The following is a 25847-nucleotide window of genomic DNA, read 5'->3' on the forward strand; positions in this document are numbered from 1 at the left end:
CCGGGTCAGGCGACGTCTCGCCCCATGGAGACGCGCGCGCCGACGACGGCGAGAAACAGCCCGTACCCCGCGAGCACGAAGCCACCCAGCCATGGATCGAGGTAGTCCTGAGTGCTGAGCGAGACCTGGGTGAGCGCCGCGGATGCGGATCCAGGGAGATAGGCGGTCCAGTCGGAAAGCGCCGGCACCGCGGTGACGATGGGCTCGGCCACGAATCGGTAGACGAGCAGGCCGACCACGGTGGCGACCTGGTTGCGCACCAACGCTCCCAGACCGACGCCCAGCACAGCGAAGATCGTCACGTCGGCGAGGACGCCTGCGTACGTGCCGGGGAGTCCGTTGCCGAGAGGGTCCATGTCGATGCCCTTGGTGCCGAGCCAGGGCCAGGCGACCACGGCGACGACCAGGAGGCAGACGACTGCATATCCGGCCCCGACCGCGGCGTAGATCGCCAGCTTGGCGGCGACCACCCTCCAGCGGCGAGGCGTCGCGAGGAAGGTCGCGGTCGCGGTGCGGTGGCGGAACTCTCCGGTGACCCCGATCGCCGCCAGGACAGCGACGAGTGTGTTCGCGCCGCCCGAAGCAACCGCAAAGAGGGTCTGCTGGCCGGCAGCACTGTTCAGCGGCAACGTCATGGTGTCGGGGTCGTCGCTGAACCCGATCAGCAGCGCCGCGTAGAGGGCCGTCAGCGCCATCGAGGCCAGGAGCAACCAGAGCCAGAGCCTGGTGGAGAACAGCTTGCGGATCTCGGAGATGATGAGCGACCTCATGCCTGAGCCTCCCGGTTGGTGGTGAGTTCGAAGAAGGCGGTCTCGAGGTCACCGTGATCGCCGGAGAGCTCGGCGAGCGTCGCCTGTCGGATCAGCCGGCCGCGATGCAGGATCACGACGCGGTCGACGAGCTGCTGCATCTCGGTCAGGACGTGGCTAGAGACGAGCACGCTCCGCCCGGCGTCGGCGTACTCCTTGAGGAACTGACGCAACCAGACGATGCCTTCCGGATCGAGGCCGTTGGCCGGCTCGTCGAGGATCAGTACGTCGGGGTCGCCGAGGAGCGCCGTGGCGAGAGCGAGACGCTGCCGCATGCCGAGCGAGTAGCCGCCGACCTTCCGGCGGCCGGCATCGGCAAGTCCGACCAGGTCCAATACGACAGCAGCCCGCGAGGAGGGCAGGGATCCCGCCGCGGCGTAGATCCGGAGATGGTCGAGGCCAGTACGCCCCGGATGGAATCCGGTCGACTCGAGAGCCACACCGACGACTTCGAGGGGAGCGACCAGGTCGGCGTACTCGACCCCGCCGACGGTTGCTCGGCCGCGATCGGGGCGAACCAGACCCAGGATCATCCGCAGCGTGGTGGTCTTGCCGGCGCCGTTGGGGCCCAGGAAGCCCGTCACCGATCCGGGCTCGACGGTGAAGCTCACGTCATCGACGACCGCGATCCCCCCGTACTGCTTGGTCAGTCCGCTGACCTCGACCCGCGCGTCGACCGCAGAACTTAAGTTTACTCGCATGTATACAACGGTAGATGTAAACTCCAGGATATACAAGAGAGGAAGTGCCGCATGCCCCAGCCCGCAGCCAAGACCCGGTTGCCGCGCGCGGAACGACGAGCGCAGATCCTGGCGGCCGCGACCCGCGCGTTCGCCAGGCACGGATTCGCCGACACCGGCCTGGACGAGATCGCCGACGAAGCCGGCATCACGCGTGTCGTGCTCTATCGGCACTTCGACTCCAAAGCCGAGCTCTATCGAACGATCCTGGACCAAGCCTGCGCGCGCCTCGCCGAGCAAGTGGGCACCGACGACTTCGAGGACGACGCGATTCCGGCACTGCTCAGGGCTGCTGCCGAGGACCCGGACGCATTTCGACTGCTCTTCCGCTTCGCCACTCGCGAGCGCGAGTTCCAGGACCTGACCGACAGCCTCTCGGCCTCCGCGGTCGCAGTGGCCCGGTCCAACCTCGCCAAGCAGATCCCCGCAGGGCCCTGGCTGGACTGGGCCTCACAGCTGATCCCGACCATGACGACCGACGCCGTCATCGCCTGGCTGGACAGCGGGCAGCCCGACCCGGACACGGCAGCCGTTCGGATCCGTGCCGCGATCCACGGGATCAGCCAGGCGGCAGCGCAGCCCCCAAGCCTCACCTGACCCCCGAAGAGACATCGGCCCCGGCAATGGTTGCGCCGCAGATCCATCAGGCGTATGCCTGAAGGCAGGAAGATCCGGACTCAAGGGGGATGACGATGTCGGCAACACAGGAACACGAGGTTCACGACGCTCACGGCCATCAGCACGCGACCGACTGCGGTCACGTCGCGGTCGAGCACGAGGGCCACGTCGACTACCTGCATGACGGCCACGCACACCACGAGCACGACGGACACTACGACGAGCACGAGGTCGACGCTCACGTGACCGCCGAGACCCATGAGCACACCCACGGCCCCGACTGCGGCCACGAGACGGTCGAGCACGGCGACCACGTCGACTACATGCATGGCGAGCACCGCCACGCCGCCCACGGCGACCACTACGACGAGCACTGACAGCTCCCAAGGCCCGCGCCCGAGCCAGGCCGGCGCATCGAACTTAATAGTAATGGTTCTCATTTGAGGCTGATTGTGGGATGGTGAGAAGCGTTCTCAACCGCCACGAGGGGCTTCCATGAGCAATGTCGTCGTCGACCAGGTCCGCGAGGATGCGCGATGAAGTCGCGGGTCGAGCTCGGCGCCGCCCAAGAGACTCTGCTGATCCCGCTCTACGGGCGGGCGATGGAGATGCGCCAGCGACGGCCATGGATGCACGACGAGCGCGCCGTGGAGCTGGTCGAGTCCATCGACTACGACTTCGCGAAGTTCAAGAAAGACTCGCTGGTCGGCTCCGTGCTGCGTGGCGCGATCTTCGACCACTGGGTCAGCGAGTTCCTTCGGGAGCATCCGGGCGGCAGCGTGATCGAGATCGGAGCCGGACTCAACACCCGCTACGAGAGACTCGACAACGGCACCGCACGGTGGCTGGAGATCGACCTTCCCGATGCGATGGAGCTCCGGCGCCGGTTCTTCGAGGACACCGAGCGACGCACGATGCACGCCGGCTCCATCACCGACCCCGACTGGGTCCCGCTCGTCGAGGAACTACCCGAGCCATGATGCTTCGTCTCCGAGGCCGTGCTCCTCTATGTCTCCGGCAGCGACGTGCGCGATGTGGTCGGCCGTGTCGCCGACAGGTTCCCCGGATCGACCTTGCTGATGGACACCTGGGGCAACTGGTTCCTCGAGCACCAGGGTGACGAGGGATCGCCGCTGAAGAACCTCGAGGCACGTATCGACTGGGGCTGCGACGATCCCGCCGTGATCGAATCCTGGGCGCCTGGAGTCCGGTTGCTGGAGTCGCGCACACTCGGCCAGGCCCCGGATGCGGTCCGCCGAAGGCTCCCACTCACGCTGCGCTTGATGAGTCCCGTGATGTCGCGGACGCGCTCAGGAAAGGCGTACCGACTCAATCGGTTCGCCCTGGGCTGACGGACGGCAAGCGAGGGCTCCGGCCAGCGAGTCGAGGATGCCGGGGACGATCGAGAAGTAGGCCCACCTGCCCCGCTGCTCACGTGTGACCAGCCCGGCCTCGACCAGCAGCTTCATGTGGTGGGAGACCGTCGGCTGGGACAGTCCGACCGGCTCGGTGAGGTCACAGACACAGGCTTCCTGCCCCTCGGAGGCCGCGATGATCGAGAGCAGCTTGACTCGGTTGGGGTCGCCGAGCGCCTTGAACGTCCGCGCCAACACCTCCGCCTGGTCGTCATCGAGCACGCCCGCCGTCACCGGCGAGCAGCACGCGACAGCAGCAGACGGAAGCACAGGGAGAACGGCCATGGCAGGAGTCTAGCGAATGATATTGACGAGCGTCGATACGTCGCCTAGGGTCACCGACATATCGACGTTCTTGAATCTGAGGAGCATCATGACCGACCTGCCTGTCGCCGTCATCGGCGCCGGACCCCAGGGCCTCGCGGCCGCAGCCCATCTCCTCGAGCGCGGCCTCACCCCGCTCGTCCTCGAGCAGGGGCGCGAGCCGGCCGCGGCCGTCGCCGAATGGGGTCACGTGCGACTCTTCTCGGCCTGGCCCGAGCTTGTCGACAAGGCCGCCGCCCGGCTCCTCGAGCCGACCGGCTGGGCCGCGCCGGAGAAGGGATATCCGACCGGAGCGCAGTGGCGGGAGCACTACCTCGCCCCGCTCGCCGACGCCCTGCGCGACCACGTCCGCTACGGCGCCACCGTCACCGGCGTCTCCAGGAAGGGCCGTGACCGGCTGGTCGACGCCGGACGCGCCGAGCAGCCCTTCGTGCTCCACGTGACCAGCGCAGACGGCATCGCGGAGCGCATCGAGGCGCGTGCCGTCATCGACGCCTCCGGCACCTGGTGCCGGCCCAACCCGGCCGGCGCCGACGGCCTCCCCGCGCTCGGAGAGCGCGCCGCCCGCGCGGCCGGCAAGGTCACCTACGCGGTGCCCGACCGGGCCGACGCCGCGACCTACGCCGGCAAGCACACGCTCGTGATCGGCGCGGGTGACTCCGCGTTCAACGCCGTCAACGAGCTCACCGCGATCGCCAAGGACCACCCGGAGACACGGGTCACCTGGGCGATCCGCCGCGCGGTCTCGACGAACACCTTCGGCGGCGGCGAAGCCGACGAGCTCCCGGAGCGGGGCGCCCTCGGCGTACGCGCGAAGAAGGCCGTCCAGGACGGCATCGTCGAGCTGGTGACCGGGTTCCGCACCGAGCGGGTCGACGGCGCCACGGTCACCGCCGAGGACGGCCGGGCCATCGAGGCCGACCAGGTGGTGGTGCTGACCGGCTACCGCCCTGACCTGAGCTTCCTGAGCGAGATGCGGCTCGACCTCGACCCGACGCTGGAGGCGCCACGCAACATCGCGGTCCAGATCGACCCCAACATCCACTCCTGCGGCTCGGTCAGCGCGACCGGCGCCAAGGACCTCGCCCAGCCCGAGCCCGACCTCTACCTGGTCGGGATGAAGTCCTACGGGCGAGCCCCGACGTTCCTGGCGATGACCGGCTACGAGCAGGTACGCAGCGTGGTGGCCGAGCTCGCCGGCGACCACGACGCGGCCGCCCGGGTCGAGCTGGAGCTCCCCGACACCGGCGTGTGCGGCGGGGCCGGCGTCTTCGACGACCCGGACACCACCACGAGCGGTGGCGGCTGCTGCGGCCCGACGGCCCCGACCGAGGAGCTGTTCACGATCAGCCGGTCGCCGATCACTCTCTCGTGACGGAGCGAGCCGGGGTGACCCCGAGCTCACCGAGGAGGCCGAGCACCCGCTGCTCGATCTCGTCGCGGATGCCGCGTACGTGCTCGATGCCGCCGCCCTTCGGGTCGGTGACCTTCCAGTCCTCGTAGCGCTTGCCGGGGTAGAACGGGCAGGAGTCGCCGCAGCCCATGGTGACGACGACGTCGGCGCTGCGTACGACCTCGTCGGTCCACGGCTTGGGGAACTCACCGGAGATGTCGATCCCGAGCTCGGCCATGGCGTCGACGGCGACCGGGTTGATGGCAGCGGCCGGCGCTGAGCCGCCGGACCAGCCGACCGCCTGGTCGCCGGCGTAGTGCTGGAAGAAGCCGAGCGCCATCTGGGAACGGCCGGCGTTCTCGATGCAGAGGAAAAGCACGGCCGGGGTGCCGTCGGTGGGGGTTGCTTCCATGGGGGTTTCTCCTTGCGCGGGGACTTGTGGGGGAAATCAGGAGTCGAAGCGCGAGGCGAGCGACCGGACACGGTGCTCGAGCTCGACGTACGCAGCGTCGAAGGCCTCGGGGCCCTTGTCGACGGGGTCGGGGATCGACCAGTGCAGCTCGCCGGGGACCTTCGGGGTCTCGTGAGCACGGTCGCAGACGGTGACGACCAGGTCACCCGGGTCGAGGACGTCGTCGAGGTGGCTCGGCTCGACGATGGGGAGATCCAGGTCGTGGCGGGCGGCGGCGTCGATGGTCCCGGGATTGATGCGGTCGGCGGGATGGGTGCCGGCCGAGGCGGCCGGGATCGAGCTGACCTGGCGCCACAGCGCCGCGGCCAGGTGCGAGCGCGCGGAGTTGCCCGTGCAGACGAACAGGACACGCCTGGGCACCGCCACGGGGGACGCGGTGCCCAGGCTCTCGAGCGTGTCCTGCTCGAGGTGCAGGTACGTGCGTCTCCCGTCACCCTCGGAATGATGGCGGGACACGACGCCTGCGCTCACCAGAGCCTGAACATGGTGAGCAAACAAGTTCGACGGGATCGACAGCATCCCGGCGAGCTCTGTGGGGGAGGCATCACTGATCTGGAGGCTTTCGACGATGCGCAGCCGCACCGGATCGCCGAGCGCAGCATGTATCTTGGCCCGACGTTCCAACCCGGCCTGTCTCTCAACCTCCATTGAGTCAATATTGACTGAGTAATCTGCAAACGTCAAGACCCGGTCCATCCGCCCACCCGAACGGACACCCCGATGACACCCGAGAAGACCCGCATCCGCGACGTGATCCCGTTGCGAGAGGCGACCCGCGCTTGGTTCTCGATCTCCCTGCAGACCTTCGGCGGACCCGCCGGCCAGATCGCGGTCATGCAGCACAAGCTGGTGGACGAGAAACGCTGGATAGGCCAGCAGCGGTTCCTGCACGCGCTGAACTACTGCATGCTGCTGCCCGGCCCCGAGGCCCAGCAGCTGGCCATCTACGTCGGCTGGCTGCTCAACGGCACCCTCGGCGGGCTGATCGCCGGGGTCCTGTTCGTGCTCCCCGGCGTCGTCGCCCTCCTCGCCCTCTCGGCGCTCTACGTCGGCGCCGGATCGACCGCCGTCGTGACCGGTCTGTTCGCCGGCCTCGCCCCAGCGGTCATCGCGATCGTCGTCCAAGCCGTGCAGCGCGTCGGCAAACGGGCCCTGCACCATCCGATCCTGGTGGCGATGGCCATCGCCTCGTTCCTCGCACTGACCGTCTTCAAGGTGCCGTTCCCGGTCGTGATCGTCGTCGCCGGCCTGCTCGGCTGGCTGGTCGGCACCCGGGTCCCCGCCTTCGTGCAGAGCAAGGGCCACGGCGGCGCGGACGACGGCCCGGCACCGCTGATCAGCGACGACGCCCTCCATCACGACGCGCCCTCGAAGGTCCGCGGCCTGAAGATCCTCGTCCTCGGACTGGTGCTCTGGTTCGCTCCGGTGGCGCTGGCGGCGATCGTGTTCAGCCGCGAGAGCGTCTTCGTGGACATGGGCCTGTTCTTCTCCGGCGCCGCCGTCGTCACCTTCGGGGGTGCCTATGCCGTACTCGCCTACGTCGCCCACCAGGCCGTCAACGTCTTCGGCTGGTTGAAGGCCGGCGAGATGGTCCGTGGTCTCGCGCTCGCCGAGACCACGCCCGGACCGCTGATCATGGTCGTGCAGTTCGTCGCCTTCGTGGGCGCCTACCGCAACCCCGGCTCGCTCGACCCGTGGGTCGCCGCCGTGATCGCCTCGCTGCTGGTGACCTGGGTGACCTTCGTGCCCTGCTTCCTGTTCATCTTCCTCGGCGCGCCCTACGTCGAGCGGCTCCGCAACAACCGGAGCCTCACCGCGGCGCTGACCGGGATCACCGCGGCGGTGGTCGGCGTGATCGCCAACCTCGCGCTGTTCTTCACGCTGCACACGCTCTTCGACCGCTCCCGCACCCTGGCGTGGGGCCCGGTCGACCTCGACCTCCCGGTGCTGTCCTCCTGGGACCCGATCGCGTTCGCGATCACGGCGGTCGCGATCGCGCTCATGTTCTGGCGCAAGTGGTCCACGCTGCGCACCCTCGGCGTCTGCGCGCTGCTCGGACTCGCCTCGATCCTCATACCTCTCTGACCGCGGTGAGCAGGTGCGGCCAGGCCGCCGAGGCCGGGTCGCCCCAGGCGGCGTGGTCGGCGCCGTCGACCACCTCGAGACGTATGCCGGGGTGTGCGGCGGCGTAGCGCTCGGAGATCGCGAGCGGGATCACGGTGTCGGCGGTGCCGTGGAGGACCCGCACCGGGGCCCGGGGAACGAGGCCGAGCGGGTCGGCGGCGGCGTACGCCTCGGGCGCCTCGGACGGGCTGCCGCCGAGGAACTCCTCGACCGCACCGTCGCCGAGGCCGTCCTCGCTCATCGCGATCAGCGCGGCGGCCGGGGCGAGGGCGACGACGCCGGTGACCAGGGTGTCCGGGCGCGAGGCGGCCCAGAGGGCGAGCTGGCCGCCGGAGGAGTGTCCGACCAGAGTGATCCGGCGGGGTGCGTCGTTGTGGACGGTCCACTCCCGGCCGCTGAGCTGGATCGACCCGATGGCCGTCTCGACGTCCTCGAGAGCCTGGCGCCACTGGCCGGGACCGTGCCGGTACTCGACCGTCGCGGTCAGGTGGCCCGCCTCGGCCAGCGCCCGCCCGGCCGACCAGGTGCGCATCCGGCCGGAGTCGCGCCACATCCCGCCGTGGAGCAGCAGCACGAGCGAGTCGGTCGCCTCGGCCGGCTCGAAGACGTCGGCGACCTGGCGGGCGGTGGCACCGTAGCGCATCGTCGCGTCGGGGTAGGTGGTGTCTGTCGTGGTCATGGTTTCTCCTCGCTGTTGCGGTCGAGCAGCACGCTGACCGCGAGACCGACCACCAGCCCCCAGAAGGCGGAGCCGATGTTGAAGACGGTGATGTCGGCGACGGTCACCAGGAAGGTGACCAGCGCGCCGGTGACGTGAGGACCGCTGAAGGCGGTCTGGAAGGCGCCTTGGAGCGGCTTGAGCATGGCAAGGCCGCCGAGCGCGGCGACGTACGCCTCGGGCATGGTGGTGATCACCCGCACCATCCCGGGGGCGAGCATCCCGAACCCGATCGCGAGTACGCCGCACCAGACCGCCGCGGCATAGTGCCGCCGCCGCTCCCCCGAGGCGGTGACCAGCGCGTTGGTGGGCCCGGCCAGGCAGGTGGACACGCCGCCGAACGGGGCTGCGACCAGCGAGGTCACCCCGCACCAGCCGGTCACCTGGTTCATCCGCGGGTCGTGGCCGGCGGCGCGCAGGACGGCCATGCCCTGGCCGTTCTGGACGACCAGGACGGTGATCAGCAGGGGGATAGTGAGCTCGACGAAGGCCGACCCGGTGAAGATCGGCGTGGTCCAGACCGGGTCGATGACCCAGCGCCCGGAGACCTCGACGGCGGGCCGGTCGGCGAGACTCACCGCGACCGCGCCGACGGCCAGCGCCACCAGCACGGCGGGGAGCCAGCGGGCCAGCCGCGGGATCGCACTGACGGCAACGAAGGCGGCGACCATCGGTCCGGCGATGGCCAGGTCGCGGTCGACGGCGAGGACCAGGTCGGTGCCGAAGCGGAGGAAGACACCGGCCACCATCGCCATCACGATCGGCATCGGCAGCAGGTGCATCACCCGGTCGACCTGCCGGGTCAGGGCCAGCGCGACCAGCAGCAACGCGGCCATGACGAACCCGCCGACCGCCTCCGGCCAGGTGGTGCCGGCGGCCATGGCCTGGCCGACGACCACGGTGCCGGGGATGGTCCAGAAGTAGACCAGCGGCTGCCGGCTCCAGCGCGAGGCGATGATCGTCAGGACGCCGTTGAGGCAGAAGACCGCGCTCACCCAGGAGGCGACCATTGCGGCGGAGAGTCCGGCGCCCTGGCCGACGGCGAGGATGACCGCGACCGGGCCGGTGCAGGAGAACAGGAACCCGATGAAGCCGTTGACCAGCTCGTGGCAACCCAGGTCACGTCTGAGGTCGGGGCGGTGCTCGCGGACGACGGTGCTCATGGTTCCTCCGTCGGCTCGGCCGCCATCGCGGCGAGCTCGGTCCGGCTGCGGACGCCGAGCTTCGCGTAGATGCGGGTCAGGTGGTACTGCACGGTCTTGGGTGAGACGAACAGCTGCGCGGCGACCTCGCGGTTGGAGAGGCCCGAGGCGACCATCTCCGCGACGGTCTCCTCCTGCGGGGTGAGGTCGACTGGGCCGCGCTGGCCGCGCGGTGCCCGCACTCCCCCGGCGCGCAGCTCGCGCTCGGCGGCGTCGACGTACATCGACGCGCCGAGGCCGTCCCACAGATCGCGCGCCGACGACAGCAGCGCCTCGGCGTCCCGACGGCGGCCGGCACGACGGAGCGCCTGGCCGTAGGCGAAGGTGATCCGGGCGCGCTCGTAGCGCAGCGGCAGTCCCTCCAGCAGCTCGAGGGCACGGTCGAAGGTGTCGCGGACCCCCGCGAGGTCGCCGCGCGCGCCGTGCCAGCGGCCACGAGCGGCGGCGAGCCTGGCCTGGGCGGAGCGGTGCTCCTCCTCGCGGGCGCGGGTCTCGTGCGGGCGCAGGAACTCGTCGGCCTCGTCCAGGCGGCCCTCGGCGACCAGCGCTGCGGCGTACGTCTCGGCCCAGGGCCAGATCGCCGGCTCGCTCAGCGCGCTTCCGGCCGGGGCCTGGGTGAGCGGCTCGAGGATGCGGAGCACGGCACGGAAGTCGCTGCGCGCCTCGGCGATGTGGGCGCGGGCGAGCAGCGCGGGGACGCGCATGATCTCGTAGCCCTGGGCGCCGATCTCGGCGGCGCGGGCGGTGCGGGCAGCGTCCTCCCAGCTGCCGCGCAACAGGTGGGTCTCGGTGGCGGTCCACTCCAGGAGCGGGGTGACCAGGGCGATGCCCGACGTCGTCGCGAGCGCTCGCCCGGCGGCGACCGTCTGCAGCGCCGCGTCGCCCTCACCGGTGAGGAACTGCACGCGCGCCAGCCAGGCCAGCGCCCACATCGCGATCCGCGTCGAGCCGCCCAGGATCCGCGGGTCGGTGACCCCCTCCAGTCGGCTGCGGCTCTCGTCGGGCTCGTCGGTGAGGACACCCAACCAGCCGCGACCCATGGTGACCCGCTGAGTCTGGGCGCTGTGACCGACACGGCGGGCGGCCAGGGCGTAGGCGGCATGGGCCTCCTCGAACCGGCCCGACATCGCCAGCCCCAGCCCGCGGATCGCCGCGGCCTCGACTCCGGCCGCCGAGTCGCGGCCGGCGAGCGAGATCGCCCGGTCGGCCCAGGTGACCAGCTCCTCGCCGCGGCACAGGGCCAGCGAGTGCAGCACGTGACGGGTGGCGATCAGCGCTGCGGTCTCCGGCTCCCGGTCGGGGTTGACGATGTCCCAGGCGCGCTTGAGCCTCACCTCGGCCTCGGTGGCCCGGCCCCGCAGGATCGCCAGGTAGGCGAGCACGGCGTCGCGCAGCGGCGTCTCGCGCAGGCTCTCGACGACCGGCACCAGCGCCGCGGCACCCATGCCGTCGCCCGCCGCGACCAGCGCGTCGACGGAGCGGATCAGCCTGTCGTCGCGCCGCACCGGGTCCTCGGTGAGCCGGCTGGCGTCGCGGTAGAGCGCCGCGGCCTGCGCCCAGGCGCCCTCGTCGCCACGCCGCTGCGCCAGCCGGGCGACCTCGTCGGCGAGCGCGGCGTCGGGCACCGGGGTCGCGGCGACGAGATGCCGGGCCCGCCGAACCTCGTCGTCGACGATCGCGGCCGCGCGCTGGTGCGCGTCGGCGGCCCGGCGAGCGCCCATCGTGCCGCGCACGGCGACACCGACCAGCGGCGTACGCCAGCGGGGGCGGTGGTCGCGGGTGGTCTCGATCAGCCCGGCCGAGACCAGGGCGTCGACCGCGGACAGCGGGTCGTCGAGGCCGGCGAGGGTGGCGGCCTGACCCAGCGACGCGTCCTCACCCAGGATCGCGAAGGCCTCGGCGAGCGCACGTCCGTCGGCGCCGCAGCCGGCGAGAGCGAGCTGGACCTCGTCGCGTACGTGGACGGGGGCGGGCAGCTGGGTGTCCGGCCGTGCCCACCGGCTCGGCGGGAGCTCGTCGAGCAGGGCGACCGCGTCGCGCGGGCTGCCGGCGGTGTGGCGGGTGAGCACCTCGGCCATCGCCGGGTGCAGGACCCGACCGCGCACGGCGGCGAGCTCGCCGACCGCGGCCGCGTCCAGCCCCTCGATGCGTACGGTGTCGGCGGCGATCTCGCCGAGGAACGGGGTGCTGCGGGTGGCTGCCAGCACCACCAGCACCGGTGCGTCGTGGTGGCGGCGCAGCGCGGAGGCGATCGCCTGCAGCGAGAGCGTGTCGGCGAGGTCGGCGTCGTCGACCAGGACGAGACCGGACTCCTCTGCACGCTCGGCCAGGGCTCGCGCGAACAGGACGTCGGCCGCGGCGACCGCGTCGTCCGGCGGCTCTTCACCGAGCAGCTGGCGCAGCACCGAGCCGGGGCAGTCCTGCTCCCATGCACCCGCGCGGGCCTTCAGCGGCGGCGTCGTGACCCGGTCGGCCAGCCCGCGCAGCAGCGCGGTCTTCCCCAGCCCCGGGTCCCCGAGGACCAGGACGGCGGCGGAGCCTTCGGTGCGAGCGAGGGCCAGCCGCGAGGTGAGCTCGACGAGCTCGTCCTCACGACCGACACACCCAGCTCTTTCTATGAGCACGGTCACACCCTAGGCCTCCTCACGCGGGCAGGCCTTCCTCGAGCGTGACGGCCACGACCGGCTCCTCCGGGGATCGCGGCACCGCCACGGTGACCACCGCACCGAGCACCGCGACACCCGCGAAGATCTGGAAGGCGGTCGTGCCTCCGACACCCGCGGCGACCAGTGCCCCACCGATGATCGGTCCGACGATGCCGCCGAGCCGGCCGAACCCGGCACACCAGGCGACGCCCGCACCGCGCGCCCGGGTCGGGTAGTAATTGGCGACGAGCCCGTAGATGAGCACCTGGGTGCCGATCGTGCCGACGCCGGCGATCGCGACGGCCGGGAACAGGACGGCGAGCGGCAGTCCGAGGGGCAGCAGCAACAACATCAGACCGGCGAGCACGAAGGTCGTCGAGACCACCTTCTTGGCCCCGGTGCGGTCGGCGACGTACGAGGCGAGGAGGCCACCGAGGATGGCGCCGCCGTTGAGCACCAGCAGGAAGGCCAGGGCGTACGCCTTGCCGTAGCCGTTGTCCTCCATGATCTTGGGCAGCCAGGTGTTGAGGCCGTAGGTCAGCAGCAGACCGGAGAAGCTCATCAGCCCGAGCACCAGGGTCGGGAAGGCCAGCGGCCGGCGAGCCAGGGCGCCGAAGCCGACCGCGTCCGGAGCGGTGGTGGTCGCGGCGGCTCGGCCGCGGGAGTCGAGCCACAGCTGTGACTCGGGCAGCTTCGCGACCGCGAACGGGAGCAGCAGGACCAGCGGGGCGGCGCCGATCGCCATCAGGATCCGCCAGTTGGAGCCGCTCGGGTCGATGATCAGTGCCATCAGCGAGGCGCTCACGCCACCGGCGGGGATGCCGCTGTAGACGATCGCGTTGAGCCGGTTCTTCCGCTCCGGCGGCGCGAACTCGGCGACCAGGGCACCGACCGTCGCCAGGATCGCGCCCAGACCGAGGCCGGTGAGGAAGCGCAGGATGCCGAAGACGGCGATCGACTGCGCGAACGCGGTCGCGGCCATCCCGAGCGAGAACCAGGTGATGCTGGCGAGCACGACCTTGCGGCGGCCGATCCGGTCGCTGACCGCACCGGCGCTCAGCGCGCCGACGAGCACGCCGACCAGGGCGTAGCTGCCCAGCGTGCCGGCCTGGCCCGCTGAGAGCTGGCCGATCTGGGAGGGGTCGGCCATGAGCGTCGGCAGCACCGTGCCGTAGACCACGAGGTCGTAGCCGTCGAACATGAGGGCCAGCGCGGAGAGCACGACGACCCAGGCGAGCTGGCGCCCGCTCTTGGCCCGGGCGATTTCATCGGTGTTTTCGGTGTTGTCGGGCATGGGTGATCTCCATGGGTGACGCGAGCGCACTCGCGAAGGGAGGGACGGCCCCGAGAGAGGAACCTGGTGGCTCAGCCGAGGTCACCGCCGGCGACGGGAAGGACCGTGCCGGTGATGTAGGAGGCCTCCTCGGAGGCGAGGAAGCAGATCGCGGCGGCCTGCTCGTCGAGCGTGCCGTAGCGGTGCATCAGTGAGGTCTCGAGGGTCTGGTCGATGTGGGCCTGGAACCACGCCTTCTCGGTGTCGGTCCGGGGCGTTGGAGTGCCCCGGGAGATCCGGCGCGGCGGAGCCTCCGTACCTCCCGGGGCCGTCGCGGTGACCCGGATGCCATCACCGGCGTACTCCAGGGCGAGGGAGGCGGTGATCGCGTTGATCCCGCCCTTCGCGGCCGAGTACGGGATCCGGTGGATGCCCCGGGTCGCGGCCGAGGAGACGTTGACGATCACGCCGCGGCCGCGCTCGACCATGCCCGGCAGAGCGGCACGGCAGGCGTAGAGCGTGGTCATCAGCGACCGGGTGATCTCGGCGTCGATCTGCGCGGGCGTGAACTCGGTGAACGGCTTGAAGTTGATCGCTCCGCCGACGTTGTTGATGAGCACGTCGATCCGGCCGTACGTCGCCAGAGCCTGCTCCACCAGCGCCGCGGCACCCTCGTAGTGCTCGAGGTCGCACTCCACCGCGCTGGCCGTGGCGCCCTGACCGGTGAGCTCGTGGGTGACGTCGGCGACCAGCGGGGAGCGGTCGGCGAGGACGACCTTTCCGCCCTCCGCCGCCACCCGGCGAGCCACCTGCGCGCCGATGCCCTGGGCCGCCCCGGTGACCACCACGACCTGCCCGGCGAACCGGCCCGGGGTGATGAACCGTGGCCTGGTCGCGGCGGCCGACTCGGCCATCGCGCGCCGCATCGTCTCCTGGGAACGCTCGCTGTGGGCCTTGATCAGGTCGCGGGCGGCGGTCCGGTCGCCGCGCTCGAACGCCTCGACGATGTCGAGGTGGTCCTGGGTGCACCGCGGGTGGCACCAGGTGGCGTTGCGCAGCACGTCCTCCATCCGGCCCTTGACCCCGAGCGCCTGGTAGGCCGCCAGCAGGTGGCCGTTGCCGGTGAGGGTGAACAGGTAGTCGTGGAAGGCCGCGTTCGACTCGGTGTAGCCGTGGGCGTCGAGGAAGCGGTCGCCGTCGACGTACGGGACGGTCGACTCGGCGAGCAGCCGGTAGCCGGCCAGCTGCTGGGAGTCGAGCCGCCCGATGGTCAGATCCAGCGCCCCCACCTCCAGCGCCGCACGCGCCTCGAAGATCGCGTCGGACGCGGAGATGTCCGGGTGCTCCTCGCCGATCGTGTAGCCGTCCGCGGTCGTCGAGACGTCGCCCGCGTCGGCCGAAGCGTCACCCGCGTCGGTCGAGAGGTCATCCCGGGTCGGGAACACCTCCTGGCCGCCGATCCGGCGGGCGTCACCGGTCACGGTCATGCCGTCGTCCTCGGCGACCATGCCGACAGCTCCGTCGAGCGCGGCTGGCGCGACCAGCTGACCGGCGATGCGGCGTACGACATCTCCGTCGTCCCGAGCCAGGGCAGCCGATCCGGCGGGGCCGAGGTCGACCGCCGGGAGCATCTGCTGCCCCGCGATCGCCCGTGCCTCCGGGTGTGTCTCCAGCTCGACGCGTACGGGTGACGCCTCGGCCGACGCTGCCGACGCCTCGGCCGACGCGGCCGACGCCTCGGCAGCGGCGGGGACGGCGAGGGCGAACTTCTCGTAGTAGAACCCGGTGGGCTCGATGCCGGCACCGGCGACGTGCGTACGCACCGCCTCGACCATCGGTGGCGGGCCGCACAGGTAGATCGCGACGTCGCCGTCGTGGAGGTCCTCCTCGCCGATCAGGCTCATCACGTAGCCCTTGTTGGCGGCGGTCGAGGCGGGGTCGGAGACGCAGTGGTCCCAGGTGAAGCCGGGCAGTCGCGAGATCAGCTCGCCGACCTCGTCGAGCTTGACCAGGTCGTCGTCGGTGCTCACGCCGTAGACCAGCCGGCCGCCACGGTCACAGCCGTCGACCTCGAGCTGGCGCAGCATCGAGAGCACCGGCGCCAGTCCGGTGCCGCCGGCCAGCATCAGCACCGGCCGACGCGCCTCGCGCAGGAAGAAGGAGCCGTTCGGCCCGGTGAAGGTGACCTCGTCGCCGACGGCGGCCCGCTCGGTCAGCCAGGTCGACATCGCGCCGCCGTCGGTCAGCTTGACCAGGAAGACGAGCCGCTCATGGTGCGGGGCGTTCGCGAAGGAGTACGACCGGGTGACGTCGGTGCCGGGGACGGCGATGTTGACGTACTGGCCGGGCAGGAACGCGAGCTCCCCGCGGTTGGGGATGTCGAGCGAGAGCTCGACCGTGGTCGGGCTCAGTCGGTCCAGGCCGACGACGGTTCCGGTGTAGCTCGCGGCCCCGGTCTTGGCGACCTCGGAGGTGGTGGCGATCTGCAGCGCGAGGTCCGAACGCGGCTTCATCGAGCACGGCAGGGCGTACCCCTGGGCGGCCTCCGCCGCCGACAGCGCGTCCTCGATGTAGGTGCCACCGTCGTACTCCCCCGACTCGCACAGCGCCTTGCACGTCCCGCAGGCGCCGTCGCGGCAGTCCAGCGGGATGTTGATCCGCTGCCGGTAGGACGCATCAGCCACGGTCTGGTCCTCACGCACGGTGATGAACCGGGTCACCCCGTCCTCGAAGGACAACGCGACCTGGTGGGTCGCGACCGCGGTGGTGGGCTCGGTCTCTGTTGCAGTCATCGCGCGCCTCAGACGTGGTAGATGTCGACGACGTGGTGGATGTAGTCGTTCTTCAGCACCACGGTCTTGCGGCGGATCAGCGGCTGCTCGCCGGAGAAGTCGATGGTGTAGAACGACGTGCCGTAGTAGGGGTCGACGGTCTTGTAGCGGAAGTACATGGTGTGCCAGTTGAAGCGCACGTCGACCACGTCGCCGCGGCGCTCGATGACCTCGACGTTGCTGATGTTGTGCGACGTACGCGGCTCCGGCAGCGAGGTGGCCGAGGACCGCTCCGTACGGATCCGGAAGACGCGGTCCTCCAGACCGCCCTTGTTCGGGTAGTAGATGAGCGACATCTCGGTCTGCGGGTCCTCGGTGAGGAGGTCGGCGTCGTCCCAGCAGGGCATCCAGTAGACGACGTCGTCGGCGTAGCACTCGAGCCACTTCTCGAACTCGCGGTCGTCGAGGAAGCGCGCCTCGCGGTAGAGGAACTGCTCGATCGCGTTCTGCGTGATCAGCTTCGCCCCGGCCGGAGCAGCGTTCTGCTGTGTGAGCGTCATGGTCAGTTCCCCTTCTGGCGTCGGTCGCTGCGCTCCCCGCCGGCTTGCGCCTCGTTCGCGATGGCCGTACGCATCTGCTCGGCCCACTGCGCGTGCATGACCGGGTAGAGGCCCTCGTCCTCGTTCTTCGCGCCGGCGGAGATCACGCCCGGCATCTCCAGCGCCTCGGCGACCTCGTCGGGCCCGGTGAGCCAGTGCTCGGCGCCGCGGCTCATGTCGTTCCACGGCGCCGCGGAGGCCTGGTACGTCACGTAGCAGGAGCGGAACTCCTCCAGGTCGTCGGGCGTGGCCATGCCGGAGGCGTTGAAGAAGTCCTCGTACTGCCGGATCCGCCAGGCCCGCGACTCCGGGCTCTCGCCCTTGGGGGCGATGCAGTAGATGGTGACCTCGGTCTTTTCGACGGAGATCGGCCGGAAGTGCCGGACCTGGGTCGAGAACTGGTCCATCAGATACACGTTCGGGTAGAGCAGCAGGTTGCGGGAGCCCTTGACCATGAACTCGCCCTTGGCGTCGCCGAACTTCTCCTTGAGCGTGTCCATCTGGTCCCACAGCGGCCGGTCGGCGGGGTTGGCCGCCCAGGTCCACAGGCACAGGTGGCCGTTCGGGTAGGACCAGTAGCCACCGCCCGCCTTGCCCCAGCTGCCGGCGTCGACGGTCTTGGTGGTGTTCTTCGACTCGCCGGTGTTGCGTCGCGAGGTGGTGGCCGCGTAGTTCCAGTGGGTGGCGGTGACGTGGTAGCCGTCGGCGCCGTTCTCTGCCTGGACCTTCCAGTTGCCGTCGTAGGTGTAGGTCGAGGCACCGCGCAGGACCTCGAGCCCGTCGGGCGACTGGTCGACGAGCATGTCGATGACCTTGACGGTGTCGCCGAGGTGCTCGTCGAGCGGGAGGACGTCCTCGTTGAGCGAGCCGAACAGGAAGCCGCGGTAGCTGTCGAAGCGGGCCACGTGGGTGAGGTTGTGGGAGCCCTCGGTGTTGAAGCTCTCCGGGTAGCCGGCGTCGTCGGGGTCCTTGACCTTGAGCAGGGTGCCGTCGTTGCGGAACGTCCAGCCGTGGAACGGGCAGGTCAGGGTCATCCGGTTGTCGGTCTTGCGCCGGCACAGCATCGCCCCGCGATGGGCACAGGCGTTGATCATGCAGTGCAGCTCGCCGTCCTTGTCGCGGGTGATCACGACCGGCTGTCGCCCGATGTAGGTGGTGAAGTAGTCGCCGGGGTCGGGTACCTGGCTCTCGTGGGCGAGGTAGATCCAGTTGCCCTCGAAGATGTGCTTCATCTCCAGCTCGAAGATCTCCTCATCGGTGAAGATCCGGCGGTTGGCGCGGTAGATCCCGGCCTCGCGGTCCTCGACCACGGCGTCCGCCAGGACGTTCTCGATGTGGCCCAGGCTCTCGGTGAGCGGTGCGGTCATGGTGATGCCTCCAACGGGTGACGGTCACCACACCTTCGCAAGGGAGTGGCGGCCGTCACACCAGGCGAATGCCCAGTTCCGACCTCGGCATCCATTGATCATTCGAATCAATCAATGAGCGTCAGTTTCGTCCTTGTTGTTTATCTATCGCAGACCTAGTGTGGCGACCATCACCACCTCGTGAGGAGCGCTTCATGGAGCTACGCCACCTGCGGTACTTCGCCGCCGTCGCCGAGACCTGCCACTTCGGCCAGGCCGCGGCGCAGCTGCACATCGCCCAGCCGGCGCTCTCCCAGGCGATCCGCCAGCTCGAGTCCGAGCTCGACGTCACCCTGTTCACCCGCACGACCCGCCAGGTCTCCCTCACCCCCGCCGGCGAGTTCCTGCGCGCCGAGGCCACCCGGGTCCTGTCGGCCATCGACGACAGCGTCCGAGGCGTACGCCGCATCGGAGCCGGCCGCCACGGCCTGGTCCGCCTGGGCCTGACCGGCACCGCCTCGTTCTCGCACCTGCCGGGCATCGCCCGGGTGGTCAAGCGCGAGCTGCCCGAGGTGGCGCTGGAGATCCACGCCGACCTGCTCACCCCGGCCCAGTGCGAGCGGCTGCAGAGCGGAGCGCTCGACCTCGGCGTACTGCGGCCGCCGGCGGTCGGCGAGGGACTGACCTTGCGCACCCTCGAGGTCGAGCCGCTCGCCCTCGCGATCCCGGTCGACCATCGGCTGGCCGTCGAGCCGGTCGTGGCGCTGGCCGACGTGCGCACCGAGCCGTTCATCGCCTACAGCGCCCGCGACTCCGCGGTCAACGAGGCCGTCCTGCGCAGCTGCCGCGAGGCCGGGTTCGTCCCGCGCCGCGAGCACGAGGCCCCGAGCACCGCGGTCCTGCTGGCGCTGGTCGCCGCGGGCCTCGGCGTGGCCGTCGTCCCGGCCTCGGTCCGCGCCCTGCCGCTGGAGGGCGTGGTCTTCCGCGACCTGCTCGACGCCGGCAGCGTCGAGCTCTCCCTCGCCTACCGCACCGACGACGACAACCCCGTCGTCGACGCCGTCATCGAGGTCCTCGAGGCAGCCGACCTGTTCACCGCACCCCGTCTGGAAGCTCCCCGGTCATGAAGATCACCAAGATCGAGGCGATCCCCTTCGCCATCCCCTACCGCAAACCGCTGCGCTTCGCCTCCGGCGAGGTCCACACCGCCCAGCACGTGCTGGTCCGGGTCCACACCGACGACGGTGTCGTCGGCATCGCCGAGGCGCCGCCGCGGCCGTTCACCTACGGCGAGACCCAGGCCGGGATCATCGCCGTGATCGACCAGCTCTTCGCCCCGCAGCTCGCCGGGCTCACGCTGCTCGAGCGGGAGACCGCCCGTGCCCTGATGGAGCGCACCGTCGGCAACCCGACCGCCAAGGCCGCGGTCGACATGGCCATGTGGGACGCCCTCGGCAAGACCCTGGACCTGCGGGTCGTCGACCTGCTCGGCGCTTTCACCGACCAGATGCGCGTCTCGCACATGCTCGGCTTCGACTCGCCCGAGGCGATGGTCGCCGAGGCGGAGCGGATGCTCGACACGTACGGGATCCGCACGTTCAAGGTGAAGGTCGGCCGCTCCCCCATCGAGCTCGACACCGCCGTCGTCCGGGCTCTGCGCGAGCGCTTCGGCGCCGACATCGAGCTGTACGTCGACGGCAACCGCGGCTGGACCGCGGCCGAGTCCGCCCGGGCGATGAAGCAGATGGCCGACCTGGACCTGCTCTTCGCCGAGGAGCTCAACCCGGCCGACGACGTGCTCGGGCGGCGCTGGCTGGTCAGTCAGGTGGACGTGCCGTTCATCGCCGACGAGTCGGTGCCGACCGCGGCCGACGTCACCCGCGAGGTGCTCGGCGGCTCGGCCACCGCGATCAGCATCAAGACCGCGCGCACCGGCTTCACCGGGTCGCAGCAGGTGCTACATCTCGCCGAGGGTCTCGGGCTGGAGGTCGTGATGGGCAACCAGATCGACGGCCAGCTCGGCACCGCCTGCTCGATCGCCTTCGGCTCCGCCCACCGGCTCACCTCCCGCCGGGCCGGTGAGCTCTCCAACTTCCTCGACATGGCCGATGACCTGCTCACCGAGCCGCTCGAGATCCGTGACGGCGAGCTCGCCGTACGTCCTGGTGCCGGCCTCGGGGTCGAGATCGATCCGGAGAAGCTGGATCGCTACCGCACCGACAACTGAACACCAGACCCCACACCGCAACACGAGAGGACACACCCATGACCACCGACCAGACCCTCGAGCCCACCGAGGCCGCCACCGCCGCTGCCTCGGGCGCCTCCGCCACCGAGCGGTTCGCCGCCGACAAGTCGCCCTTCGAGGCCGTCAAGGACACCCCGCCGGAGCGCGTCGACCGGCTCGCCAAGCGCGTGCTCAACGCCGTCTACGAGACGATCCGGGAGGAGAAGGTCAGCTACGACGAGTACAACGCGCTCAAGGCGTGGCTGATCCAGGTCGGCAAGGACGGCGAGTGGCCGCTCTTCCTCGACGTCTGGGTCGAGCACGAGATCGAGAAGGTCGCCACCGAGCACCGCGAGGGCAACAAGGGCACCATCGAGGGCCCCTACTACGTCCCCGCCGCCCCGGAGCAGGGTGCGAAGGGCACCATCCCGATGCGCGAGGGCGAGGCCGGCACCCCGCTGACCTGGACCGGCACGATCACCTCGACCGACGGCACCCCGCTCGACGGCGCCAAGGTCGAGCTCTGGCACGCGGACGCCGACGGCTTCTACTCGCAGTTCGCGCCGGGCATCCCGGAGTGGAACCTGCGCGGCAGCTTCACGGTCGGGGCCGACGGCGCCTTCGAGATCCACACGATCCAGCCGGCGCCCTACCAGATCCCGACCGACGGCTCCTGCGGCAAGCTCATCGCCGCCGCCGGCTGGCACGCCTGGCGTCCGGCCCACCTGCACGTCAAGGTGTCGGCCCCGGGCCACGAGCTCCTCACCGCCCAGCTCTACTTCCCCGGCGACGAGCACAACGACGACGACATCGCCTCGGCGGTCAAGCCCGAGCTCGTCCTGGCGCCGGTCACCAACGAGGACGGCTCCGTCAGCGTCGACTACGGCTTCGTCCTCGACCCGGTCCGCGGCTGATGCTCTACCACGTACGCATGGACGTCCGGATCCCGCACGATCTGGATCCGGACGTCCGCGACGACACGATCGCCCGCGAGAAGGCCTACGCACAGGAGCTCCAGCGGGCCGGGAAGTGGCTGCACCTGTGGCGGATCGCCGGGGAGTACGCGAACTTCTCGGTGTTCGACGTCGAGTCCCACGACGAGCTGCACCAGATCCTCTCCGGCCTGCCGCTGTTCCCCTACATGGACGTGCACGTCACCCCGCTCGCCAAGCACCCCTCCAAGGTGGACTGATCGCACCTCGGGCGCTCGACCTGCAAGGATGAGCGCCCGAGGTGATGAGATGTCGATGATCGACTATGTGGCGCCCGCCGGGCCGACGCGTGGCTACCTGTCGGTGCCCGAAGGTGACGGCCCCTGGCCCGGCGTCGTCGTCGTGCAGGACCTGATGGGTGTGACCTCGGACGTCCAGCGGATCGGCGACCGGATCGCTGCCAACGGCTACCTGGCGCTGACGCCGTCGCTCTACCACCGCGGCCCGAAGGTCGGATGCGTCGTCAGCACGATGAAGTCGCTGGTGACCGGCAAGGGCACCGCGGTCGACGACCTGATCGCCGCTCGCGACCACCTCGCCGCCGACCCACGCTGCACCGGCAAGGTCGGCATCGTCGGCTTCTGCATGGGCGGCGGCTTCACGCTCCTGCTGGCTCCCCGGGGCATCTTCGACGCGGCGGCACCCAACTACGGGGTGCTGCCGAGGGATATGTCCGCGCTGAGCTCCTCGTGTCCGATGGTGGCGAGCTTCGGCGCCAAGGATCGCCTGCTACCCGGTGCCGCGCGCAAGGTGGAGGCGGCACTGGCCGCGGGCGACGTGCCCCGCGACCTCAAGGAGTACCCGGACGTCGGCCACAGCTTCATGAACGAGTGGGGCTTCCCCCGCCCCGTTCCCGCCCTGGAACGGGTGGTGGGCTACAACTACTCCGAGCCCGAGGCGGAGGACGCCTGGCGCCGCATCTTCGCCTTCTTCGACGAGCACCTCGGCCCGAAATAGCGCCGAAACGTCGGCGCTCTAGGGTGGTGAGGCCCGAGTTCAACGGACAGCGAGGCCTCCAGGCCGGGAAAGCGGACACCTCCGGGCACGACCAAAACCGTCTGCGCCTTGCTAGGAGAGCACCCGTGAGCACTTTCCACGTCCCTGTCGTCGACATCGCTGCGTACGTCCAGGGCGGAACGCCCGAGGAGAAGGCAGCCGTCGCGGCCGCGATCGACACCGCCTGCCGTGAGGTCGGCTTCATCCAGATCCTCGGCCACGGCGTCGCGCCGTCTCTGGCCGAAGGGCTCGCCTCGGCGATGGACGACTTCTTCGCGCTGTCGCTGGAGGAGAAGTCCCGGTGGCGCCGCCCTGCCGCCGAGAACCGTGGCTACACCCCGCCCAAGTCGGAGACGCTCGCGCTCAGCGCCGGGGTGCAGTCCGAGACCCGGATGAAGGACTTCTTCGAGGCCTTCAACGTCGGCTCGTCGGTCTCCGACCACCCCGGTGCCGACCTCGTCGAGGCGCACTACGCGGAGAACACCTGGCCGGAGGTCCCGGACTTCCAGGTACGCATCGACGCCTGGCGCGCCGAGGCCGCCCGGGTCGTGCGGACCATGGTCACCATCTTCGAGGACGCGCTCGACCTGGATCGCGGCGCGATCTCGCGCCTCGCGGCCCATCCGATCGAGGTCCTGCGGATGAACAACTATGCCCTGCCCGAGGGCACCCGCGTCGAGGTCGACGAGGACATGATCGGGATGGGCGAGCACACCGACTACGGGATCGTCACGATCCTGTGGGCCGACCGGGTCAAGGGCCTCCAGGTCCTCCACGACGGCGAGTGGCACGACGTCAGCCCGGCCGACGGGGCGCTGCTGATCAACCTCGGTGACCTCACGACCAGACTCACCAACGAGCAGTGGCTCTCGACCCTGCACCGGGTCAAGCCGCCGATCGTCGGCGGCACCATCCGGCGACGCCGGTCGGCTGCGTACTTCTTCGACGGCGACGCCGAGGCGATGATCGGTCCGCTGCCCGGGTTCGTCGACGACGAGCACCCCCGCCTCTACCGCGACGTCACCGTCGACGAGCACATCGCCGCCAAGCTCGCGGGCTCGCGCGCCGGCGTCCTCAACGCCGCCGCCGGCCGGGAGGCGGCTCGCGTGCTCACCGCGGGTCGCTGACCACCGGATCCTCGGCGTGCCGGCGGGCGATCGGGGCGGGCCACCAGATCCTGTCGCCGACCAGCGCGAAGACCGCCGGCACGACCACGGTGCGAACGAGGAAGGTGTCCAGCAGGATGCCCAGGCCCACGATGAGGCCCACCTGGGTCAGCGTGATCAGGGGCAGCACACCCAGCACCGCGAACACCGAGGCCAGCACGATGCCGGCGCTGGTGATCACACCACCGGTCAGCCCGACCGCCATCACCATGGCGTCGACGGTGTCGTGCTCGGCGGTCTCCTCCCGTGCACGCAGGACGAGGAACACCGTGTAGTCGACACCGAGCGCCACCAGGAAGAGGAAGGCGTAGATCGGTGTGCTGACGTCGAGGGCAGGGAACCCGAAGACATGAGTGCTCATCCAGGCGCCCAGTCCGAGGGCGGCGAGGGTGGCGATCACGCTGATGCTGACGAGCACCAGCGGCGTCACGATCGACCGCAGCACCGCGAAGAGCACCAGCAGCACCACCAGCAGGATCATCGGCACGACGATCCTCAGATCACGCTCGGCACCGTTCCGGCTGTCCAGGTCCTTGGCCACGCTGCCACCGACGAGAGCGCCGGTCCCGGCCAGCTCGCTGCGCATCGTCTCGATCGTCTCGATGCTCTCCGGGGTCGCCGGTGCGTCGTCCAGCGTCGCGGTGATCTTCACCAGGTCGCCGCTCTCGCCCGACGGGCGTGCGCTGTCGACGCCGTCCATCTGGTTGACCTGCGCGAGAACGGCGTCGGTCTCGTCGGCTCCGACCACGATCGTCACCGGATCTGAGGCACCCGGCGGGAAGTGCTTCGAGAGGGTGTCCAGACCGTCGACGGACTCGGCGTCGACACGGAACTGGTCGGTCTGGGAGAGCCCGACCTTGACGCCGAGGAGCCCGGAGGCGAGTACGCCCAGGATCAGCGCGGCCACGGCCAGCACCGCTGCCGGGCGGCTCACCACGGCACGGGCGATCCGGAACCAGACACCGTCGCGGGACTTCTCGTCCTCGCCGTCGCGGGGTACGAACGGCCAGAACAGGCCACGGCCGAACAACGACAGCGCTGCGGGCAGGGCGAAGAGCGCGAAGGCCAGGGCCACCAGCAGACCGATGGCGGCCGAGACTCCGAGCGAGCGGGTGCTGGGAGCGACGCTGAACACCAGCGCCAGCAGCGCGAGCACGACCGTGAGGTTGCTCGCCACGATCGCCTCGGCGGAGCCGCGTACCGCCGCTGCGAGGGCGTCACGGTGGTGCGCATGCCGCCGGAGCTCCTCGCGGTAGCGCGAGACCAGCAGGAGCGCGTAGTTGGTGCCGGCACCGAAGACGAGCACGCTGGTGATCCCCGACGTCGAGCCGTCGAGCCCGCTACCCGTCCAGTCCGCGACGATCTGGGTGACCACCGATGCGGTGCGGTCGGCCACCGCGACCACGATCAGCGGCACGAGCCACAGCACCGGCGATCGGTAGGTCAGGATCAGCAGCAGCGCGACGACACCGGCCGTGACGAGAAGCAGCCGCAGATCCGCCCCCTCGAACGCCGAGGAGATGTCGGCGGCGAAGGCGGCACCACCGGTGAGCTCGACCACGAGGCCGTCGGGCCGGTCCTCGTCGACCGTGTCTCGCAGGTCGCCGACGAGCTCGGTGAGATCGAGTCCGGTCACCTCGGCGTCGACGTCGATGGCGACGATCAGCGCGTCGCCGTCCGTCGCCGGGATCGGCGGCGAGACCTTGTTCCCGGTGATCTCGGCCCAGCGCTGCGACGCCTGGGCGACCCAGGCCCGGTCCTCCGCGGTCAGCCCGCCGGCGCGCTCCACCACTGCAACGGCGGGCAGCACGTCTCCTCCCGGAAAGCGCTGCTGGAGCTCAGCGACGCGGGCCGACTCGGCATCCGCCGGCAGCGGGTCGGGGGCCGAGCTGGTGGATCCAAACGAGGACCCCACGGCCATCACCACGCCCGTCAGGACGACCGTGATCGCCAGGACGACCCATGCCGTGGCCTTCCTCGTGGTGAGCTGCGCGAGACGTGCTGTCGCGGACCGCAT

Annotated in this window: 25 protein-coding genes; 12 read left to right on the forward strand and 13 right to left on the reverse strand. The window is 70.4% G+C overall.

Annotation, left to right across the window (positions count from 1 at the left end):
• Positions 1–5: 5 nt before the first annotated feature.
• Positions 6–770, reverse strand: coding sequence for a hypothetical protein (locus tag ACFVJS_RS01965; protein ID WP_378876925.1), 765 nt, complete (start codon positions 768–770; stop codon positions 6–8).
• Positions 767–1510 carry an ABC transporter ATP-binding protein gene (locus ACFVJS_RS01970; protein ID WP_378876928.1) on the reverse strand — a complete coding sequence of 248 codons (744 nt, stop codon included), beginning with the start codon at positions 1508–1510 and terminating at the stop codon, positions 767–769. Before ACFVJS_RS01970 ends, ACFVJS_RS01965 begins: the two co-directional genes overlap by 4 nt.
• 51 nt (positions 1511–1561) lie before the next feature.
• Between ACFVJS_RS01970 and ACFVJS_RS01975 the strand changes: the two genes are divergently transcribed.
• The 4 genes from ACFVJS_RS01975 to ACFVJS_RS01990 all read left to right on the forward strand — a co-directional run bounded on the left by ACFVJS_RS01975 (position 1562) and on the right by ACFVJS_RS01990 (position 3519).
• On the forward strand, positions 1562–2146 hold the full coding sequence (locus ACFVJS_RS01975; RefSeq protein WP_378876930.1) for a TetR/AcrR family transcriptional regulator: 585 nt from the start codon (positions 1562–1564) through the stop codon (positions 2144–2146).
• A gap of 95 nt (positions 2147–2241) precedes the next feature.
• Positions 2242–2544 (forward strand): hypothetical protein, encoded by a 303-nt coding sequence (locus tag ACFVJS_RS01980; RefSeq protein ID WP_378876932.1) that lies wholly within the window; start codon positions 2242–2244, stop codon positions 2542–2544.
• Between the two features lie 159 nt (positions 2545–2703).
• Positions 2704–3147 carry a class I SAM-dependent methyltransferase gene (locus ACFVJS_RS01985; RefSeq protein ID WP_378876934.1) on the forward strand — a complete coding sequence of 148 codons (444 nt, stop codon included), beginning with the start codon at positions 2704–2706 and terminating at the stop codon, positions 3145–3147.
• Between the two features lie 18 nt (positions 3148–3165).
• Entirely contained in the window at positions 3166–3519 is a 354-nt protein-coding gene (locus tag ACFVJS_RS01990) for a hypothetical protein (protein WP_378876936.1), read from the forward strand.
• On the opposite strand, the gene ACFVJS_RS01995 is transcribed toward ACFVJS_RS01990, so the two are convergent.
• Positions 3478–3867 carry an ArsR/SmtB family transcription factor gene (locus ACFVJS_RS01995; protein ID WP_378876938.1) on the reverse strand — a complete coding sequence of 130 codons (390 nt, stop codon included), beginning with the start codon at positions 3865–3867 and terminating at the stop codon, positions 3478–3480. The two genes, ACFVJS_RS01990 and ACFVJS_RS01995, sit on opposite strands and share 42 nt — an antisense overlap.
• Before the next feature lie 88 nt (positions 3868–3955).
• Between ACFVJS_RS01995 and ACFVJS_RS02000 the strand changes: the two genes are divergently transcribed.
• Complete coding sequence (locus tag ACFVJS_RS02000) at positions 3956–5281, forward strand: NAD(P)-binding domain-containing protein (protein ID WP_378876940.1); 1326 nt, start codon at positions 3956–3958, stop codon at positions 5279–5281.
• On the opposite strand, the gene ACFVJS_RS02005 is transcribed toward ACFVJS_RS02000, so the two are convergent.
• Together ACFVJS_RS02005 and ACFVJS_RS02010 are read right to left on the reverse strand one after the other, a co-directional pair.
• Positions 5268–5711, reverse strand: a complete 444-nt coding sequence (locus ACFVJS_RS02005; RefSeq protein ID WP_378876942.1) for an arsenate reductase ArsC — start codon at positions 5709–5711, stop codon at positions 5268–5270. The genes ACFVJS_RS02000 and ACFVJS_RS02005 overlap by 14 nt on opposite strands.
• A gap of 36 nt (positions 5712–5747) precedes the next feature.
• Positions 5748–6419 (reverse strand): ArsR family transcriptional regulator, encoded by a 672-nt coding sequence (locus tag ACFVJS_RS02010; protein ID WP_378876944.1) that lies wholly within the window; start codon positions 6417–6419, stop codon positions 5748–5750.
• Positions 6420–6491: 72 nt separating this feature from the next.
• On the opposite strand from ACFVJS_RS02010, the gene chrA reads away from it, so the two are divergent.
• Positions 6492–7856, forward strand: coding sequence for a chromate efflux transporter (gene chrA / locus ACFVJS_RS02015; RefSeq protein ID WP_378876946.1), 1365 nt, complete (start codon positions 6492–6494; stop codon positions 7854–7856).
• Here the strand turns inward: chrA and ACFVJS_RS02020 are convergent.
• From ACFVJS_RS02020 to benA, 7 genes are all read right to left on the reverse strand, one after another.
• Positions 7843–8574 (reverse strand): alpha/beta hydrolase family protein, encoded by a 732-nt coding sequence (locus ACFVJS_RS02020; protein ID WP_378876948.1) that lies wholly within the window; start codon positions 8572–8574, stop codon positions 7843–7845. The genes chrA and ACFVJS_RS02020 overlap by 14 nt on opposite strands.
• Positions 8571–9776: a benzoate/H(+) symporter BenE family transporter gene (locus ACFVJS_RS02025; protein WP_378876950.1), complete on the reverse strand. Its 1206-nt coding sequence runs from the start codon at positions 9774–9776 to the stop codon at positions 8571–8573. The genes ACFVJS_RS02020 and ACFVJS_RS02025 overlap by 4 nt, the downstream gene beginning before the upstream one ends.
• Positions 9773–12445 carry a LuxR C-terminal-related transcriptional regulator gene (locus tag ACFVJS_RS02030; protein ID WP_378876952.1) on the reverse strand — a complete coding sequence of 891 codons (2673 nt, stop codon included), beginning with the start codon at positions 12443–12445 and terminating at the stop codon, positions 9773–9775. The genes ACFVJS_RS02025 and ACFVJS_RS02030 overlap by 4 nt, the downstream gene beginning before the upstream one ends.
• A 13-nt stretch (positions 12446–12458) precedes the next feature.
• The gene (locus ACFVJS_RS02035) at positions 12459–13754 is read right to left on the reverse strand and encodes an MFS transporter (RefSeq protein ID WP_378876954.1); all 1296 of its coding nucleotides are present in this window, start codon (positions 13752–13754) and stop codon (positions 12459–12461) included.
• Between the two features lie 71 nt (positions 13755–13825).
• Entirely contained in the window at positions 13826–16525 is a 2700-nt protein-coding gene (gene benC, locus ACFVJS_RS02040; RefSeq protein ID WP_378876956.1) for a benzoate 1,2-dioxygenase electron transfer component BenC, read from the reverse strand.
• An 8-nt stretch (positions 16526–16533) separates the two neighbouring features.
• Entirely contained in the window at positions 16534–17064 is a 531-nt protein-coding gene (gene benB / locus ACFVJS_RS02045) for a benzoate 1,2-dioxygenase small subunit (protein ID WP_378876958.1), read from the reverse strand.
• A 2-nt stretch (positions 17065–17066) separates the two neighbouring features.
• Positions 17067–18470, reverse strand: a complete 1404-nt coding sequence (gene benA, locus ACFVJS_RS02050; RefSeq protein ID WP_378876960.1) for a benzoate 1,2-dioxygenase large subunit — start codon at positions 18468–18470, stop codon at positions 17067–17069.
• A 194-nt stretch (positions 18471–18664) separates the two neighbouring features.
• Here benA and ACFVJS_RS02055 point away from each other — a divergent pair, with 194 nt between their 5' ends.
• The 6 genes from ACFVJS_RS02055 (at position 18665) to ACFVJS_RS02080 (ending at position 23791) form a co-directional block, all read left to right on the forward strand.
• Positions 18665–19576: a LysR substrate-binding domain-containing protein gene (locus tag ACFVJS_RS02055; protein ID WP_378876962.1), complete on the forward strand. Its 912-nt coding sequence runs from the start codon at positions 18665–18667 to the stop codon at positions 19574–19576.
• On the forward strand, positions 19573–20676 hold the full coding sequence (locus tag ACFVJS_RS02060) for a mandelate racemase/muconate lactonizing enzyme family protein (RefSeq protein WP_378876964.1): 1104 nt from the start codon (positions 19573–19575) through the stop codon (positions 20674–20676). Before ACFVJS_RS02055 ends, ACFVJS_RS02060 begins: the two co-directional genes overlap by 4 nt.
• A gap of 38 nt (positions 20677–20714) precedes the next feature.
• On the forward strand, positions 20715–21590 hold the full coding sequence (gene catA, locus ACFVJS_RS02065) for a catechol 1,2-dioxygenase (protein WP_378876966.1): 876 nt from the start codon (positions 20715–20717) through the stop codon (positions 21588–21590).
• Entirely contained in the window at positions 21590–21868 is a 279-nt protein-coding gene (gene catC / locus ACFVJS_RS02070; RefSeq protein WP_378876968.1) for a muconolactone Delta-isomerase, read from the forward strand. The genes catA and catC overlap by 1 nt, the downstream gene beginning before the upstream one ends.
• Positions 21869–21917: 49 nt before the next feature.
• Positions 21918–22625, forward strand: a complete 708-nt coding sequence (locus ACFVJS_RS02075) for a dienelactone hydrolase family protein (protein WP_378876970.1) — start codon at positions 21918–21920, stop codon at positions 22623–22625.
• 125 nt (positions 22626–22750) lie between these two features.
• The gene (locus ACFVJS_RS02080) at positions 22751–23791 is read left to right on the forward strand and encodes an isopenicillin N synthase family dioxygenase (RefSeq protein WP_378876972.1); all 1041 of its coding nucleotides are present in this window, start codon (positions 22751–22753) and stop codon (positions 23789–23791) included.
• Here the strand turns inward: ACFVJS_RS02080 and ACFVJS_RS02085 are convergent.
• Complete coding sequence (locus ACFVJS_RS02085; protein WP_378876974.1) at positions 23775–25847, reverse strand: MMPL family transporter; 2073 nt, start codon at positions 25845–25847, stop codon at positions 23775–23777. The two genes, ACFVJS_RS02080 and ACFVJS_RS02085, sit on opposite strands and share 17 nt — an antisense overlap.

The organism is Nocardioides sp. NPDC057772, assembly GCF_042798075.1.
Lineage (GTDB): Bacteria > Actinomycetota > Actinomycetes > Propionibacteriales > Nocardioidaceae > Nocardioides.

Bases quoted from the DNA above. Each gene is read 5' to 3' on its own strand.
- ACFVJS_RS01965 (WP_378876925.1), bottom strand. From the start codon at position 770: ATGAGGTCGCTCATCATCTCCGAGATCCGCAAGCTGTTCTCCACCAGG.
- ACFVJS_RS01970 (WP_378876928.1), bottom strand. From the start codon at position 1,510: ATGCGAGTAAACTTAAGTTCTGCGGTCGACGCGCGGGTCGAGGTCAGC.
- ACFVJS_RS01975 (WP_378876930.1), top strand. From the start codon at position 1,562: ATGCCCCAGCCCGCAGCCAAGACCCGGTTGCCGCGCGCGGAACGACGA.
- ACFVJS_RS01980 (WP_378876932.1), top strand. From the start codon at position 2,242: ATGTCGGCAACACAGGAACACGAGGTTCACGACGCTCACGGCCATCAG.
- ACFVJS_RS01985 (WP_378876934.1), top strand. From the start codon at position 2,704: ATGAAGTCGCGGGTCGAGCTCGGCGCCGCCCAAGAGACTCTGCTGATC.
- ACFVJS_RS01995 (WP_378876938.1), bottom strand. From the start codon at position 3,867: ATGGCCGTTCTCCCTGTGCTTCCGTCTGCTGCTGTCGCGTGCTGCTCG.
- ACFVJS_RS02000 (WP_378876940.1), top strand. From the start codon at position 3,956: ATGACCGACCTGCCTGTCGCCGTCATCGGCGCCGGACCCCAGGGCCTC.
- ACFVJS_RS02005 (WP_378876942.1), bottom strand. From the start codon at position 5,711: ATGGAAGCAACCCCCACCGACGGCACCCCGGCCGTGCTTTTCCTCTGC.
- ACFVJS_RS02010 (WP_378876944.1), bottom strand. From the start codon at position 6,419: ATGGAGGTTGAGAGACAGGCCGGGTTGGAACGTCGGGCCAAGATACAT.
- chrA (WP_378876946.1), top strand. From the start codon at position 6,492: ATGACACCCGAGAAGACCCGCATCCGCGACGTGATCCCGTTGCGAGAG.
- ACFVJS_RS02020 (WP_378876948.1), bottom strand. From the start codon at position 8,574: ATGACCACGACAGACACCACCTACCCCGACGCGACGATGCGCTACGGT.
- ACFVJS_RS02025 (WP_378876950.1), bottom strand. From the start codon at position 9,776: ATGAGCACCGTCGTCCGCGAGCACCGCCCCGACCTCAGACGTGACCTG.
- ACFVJS_RS02035 (WP_378876954.1), bottom strand. From the start codon at position 13,754: ATGCCCGACAACACCGAAAACACCGATGAAATCGCCCGGGCCAAGAGC.
- benC (WP_378876956.1), bottom strand. From the start codon at position 16,525: ATGACTGCAACAGAGACCGAGCCCACCACCGCGGTCGCGACCCACCAG.
- benB (WP_378876958.1), bottom strand. From the start codon at position 17,064: ATGACGCTCACACAGCAGAACGCTGCTCCGGCCGGGGCGAAGCTGATC.
- benA (WP_378876960.1), bottom strand. From the start codon at position 18,470: ATGACCGCACCGCTCACCGAGAGCCTGGGCCACATCGAGAACGTCCTG.
- ACFVJS_RS02055 (WP_378876962.1), top strand. From the start codon at position 18,665: ATGGAGCTACGCCACCTGCGGTACTTCGCCGCCGTCGCCGAGACCTGC.
- ACFVJS_RS02060 (WP_378876964.1), top strand. From the start codon at position 19,573: ATGAAGATCACCAAGATCGAGGCGATCCCCTTCGCCATCCCCTACCGC.
- catA (WP_378876966.1), top strand. From the start codon at position 20,715: ATGACCACCGACCAGACCCTCGAGCCCACCGAGGCCGCCACCGCCGCT.
- catC (WP_378876968.1), top strand. From the start codon at position 21,590: ATGCTCTACCACGTACGCATGGACGTCCGGATCCCGCACGATCTGGAT.
- ACFVJS_RS02075 (WP_378876970.1), top strand. From the start codon at position 21,918: ATGTCGATGATCGACTATGTGGCGCCCGCCGGGCCGACGCGTGGCTAC.
- ACFVJS_RS02085 (WP_378876974.1), bottom strand. From the start codon at position 25,847: ATGCGGTCCGCGACAGCACGTCTCGCGCAGCTCACCACGAGGAAGGCC.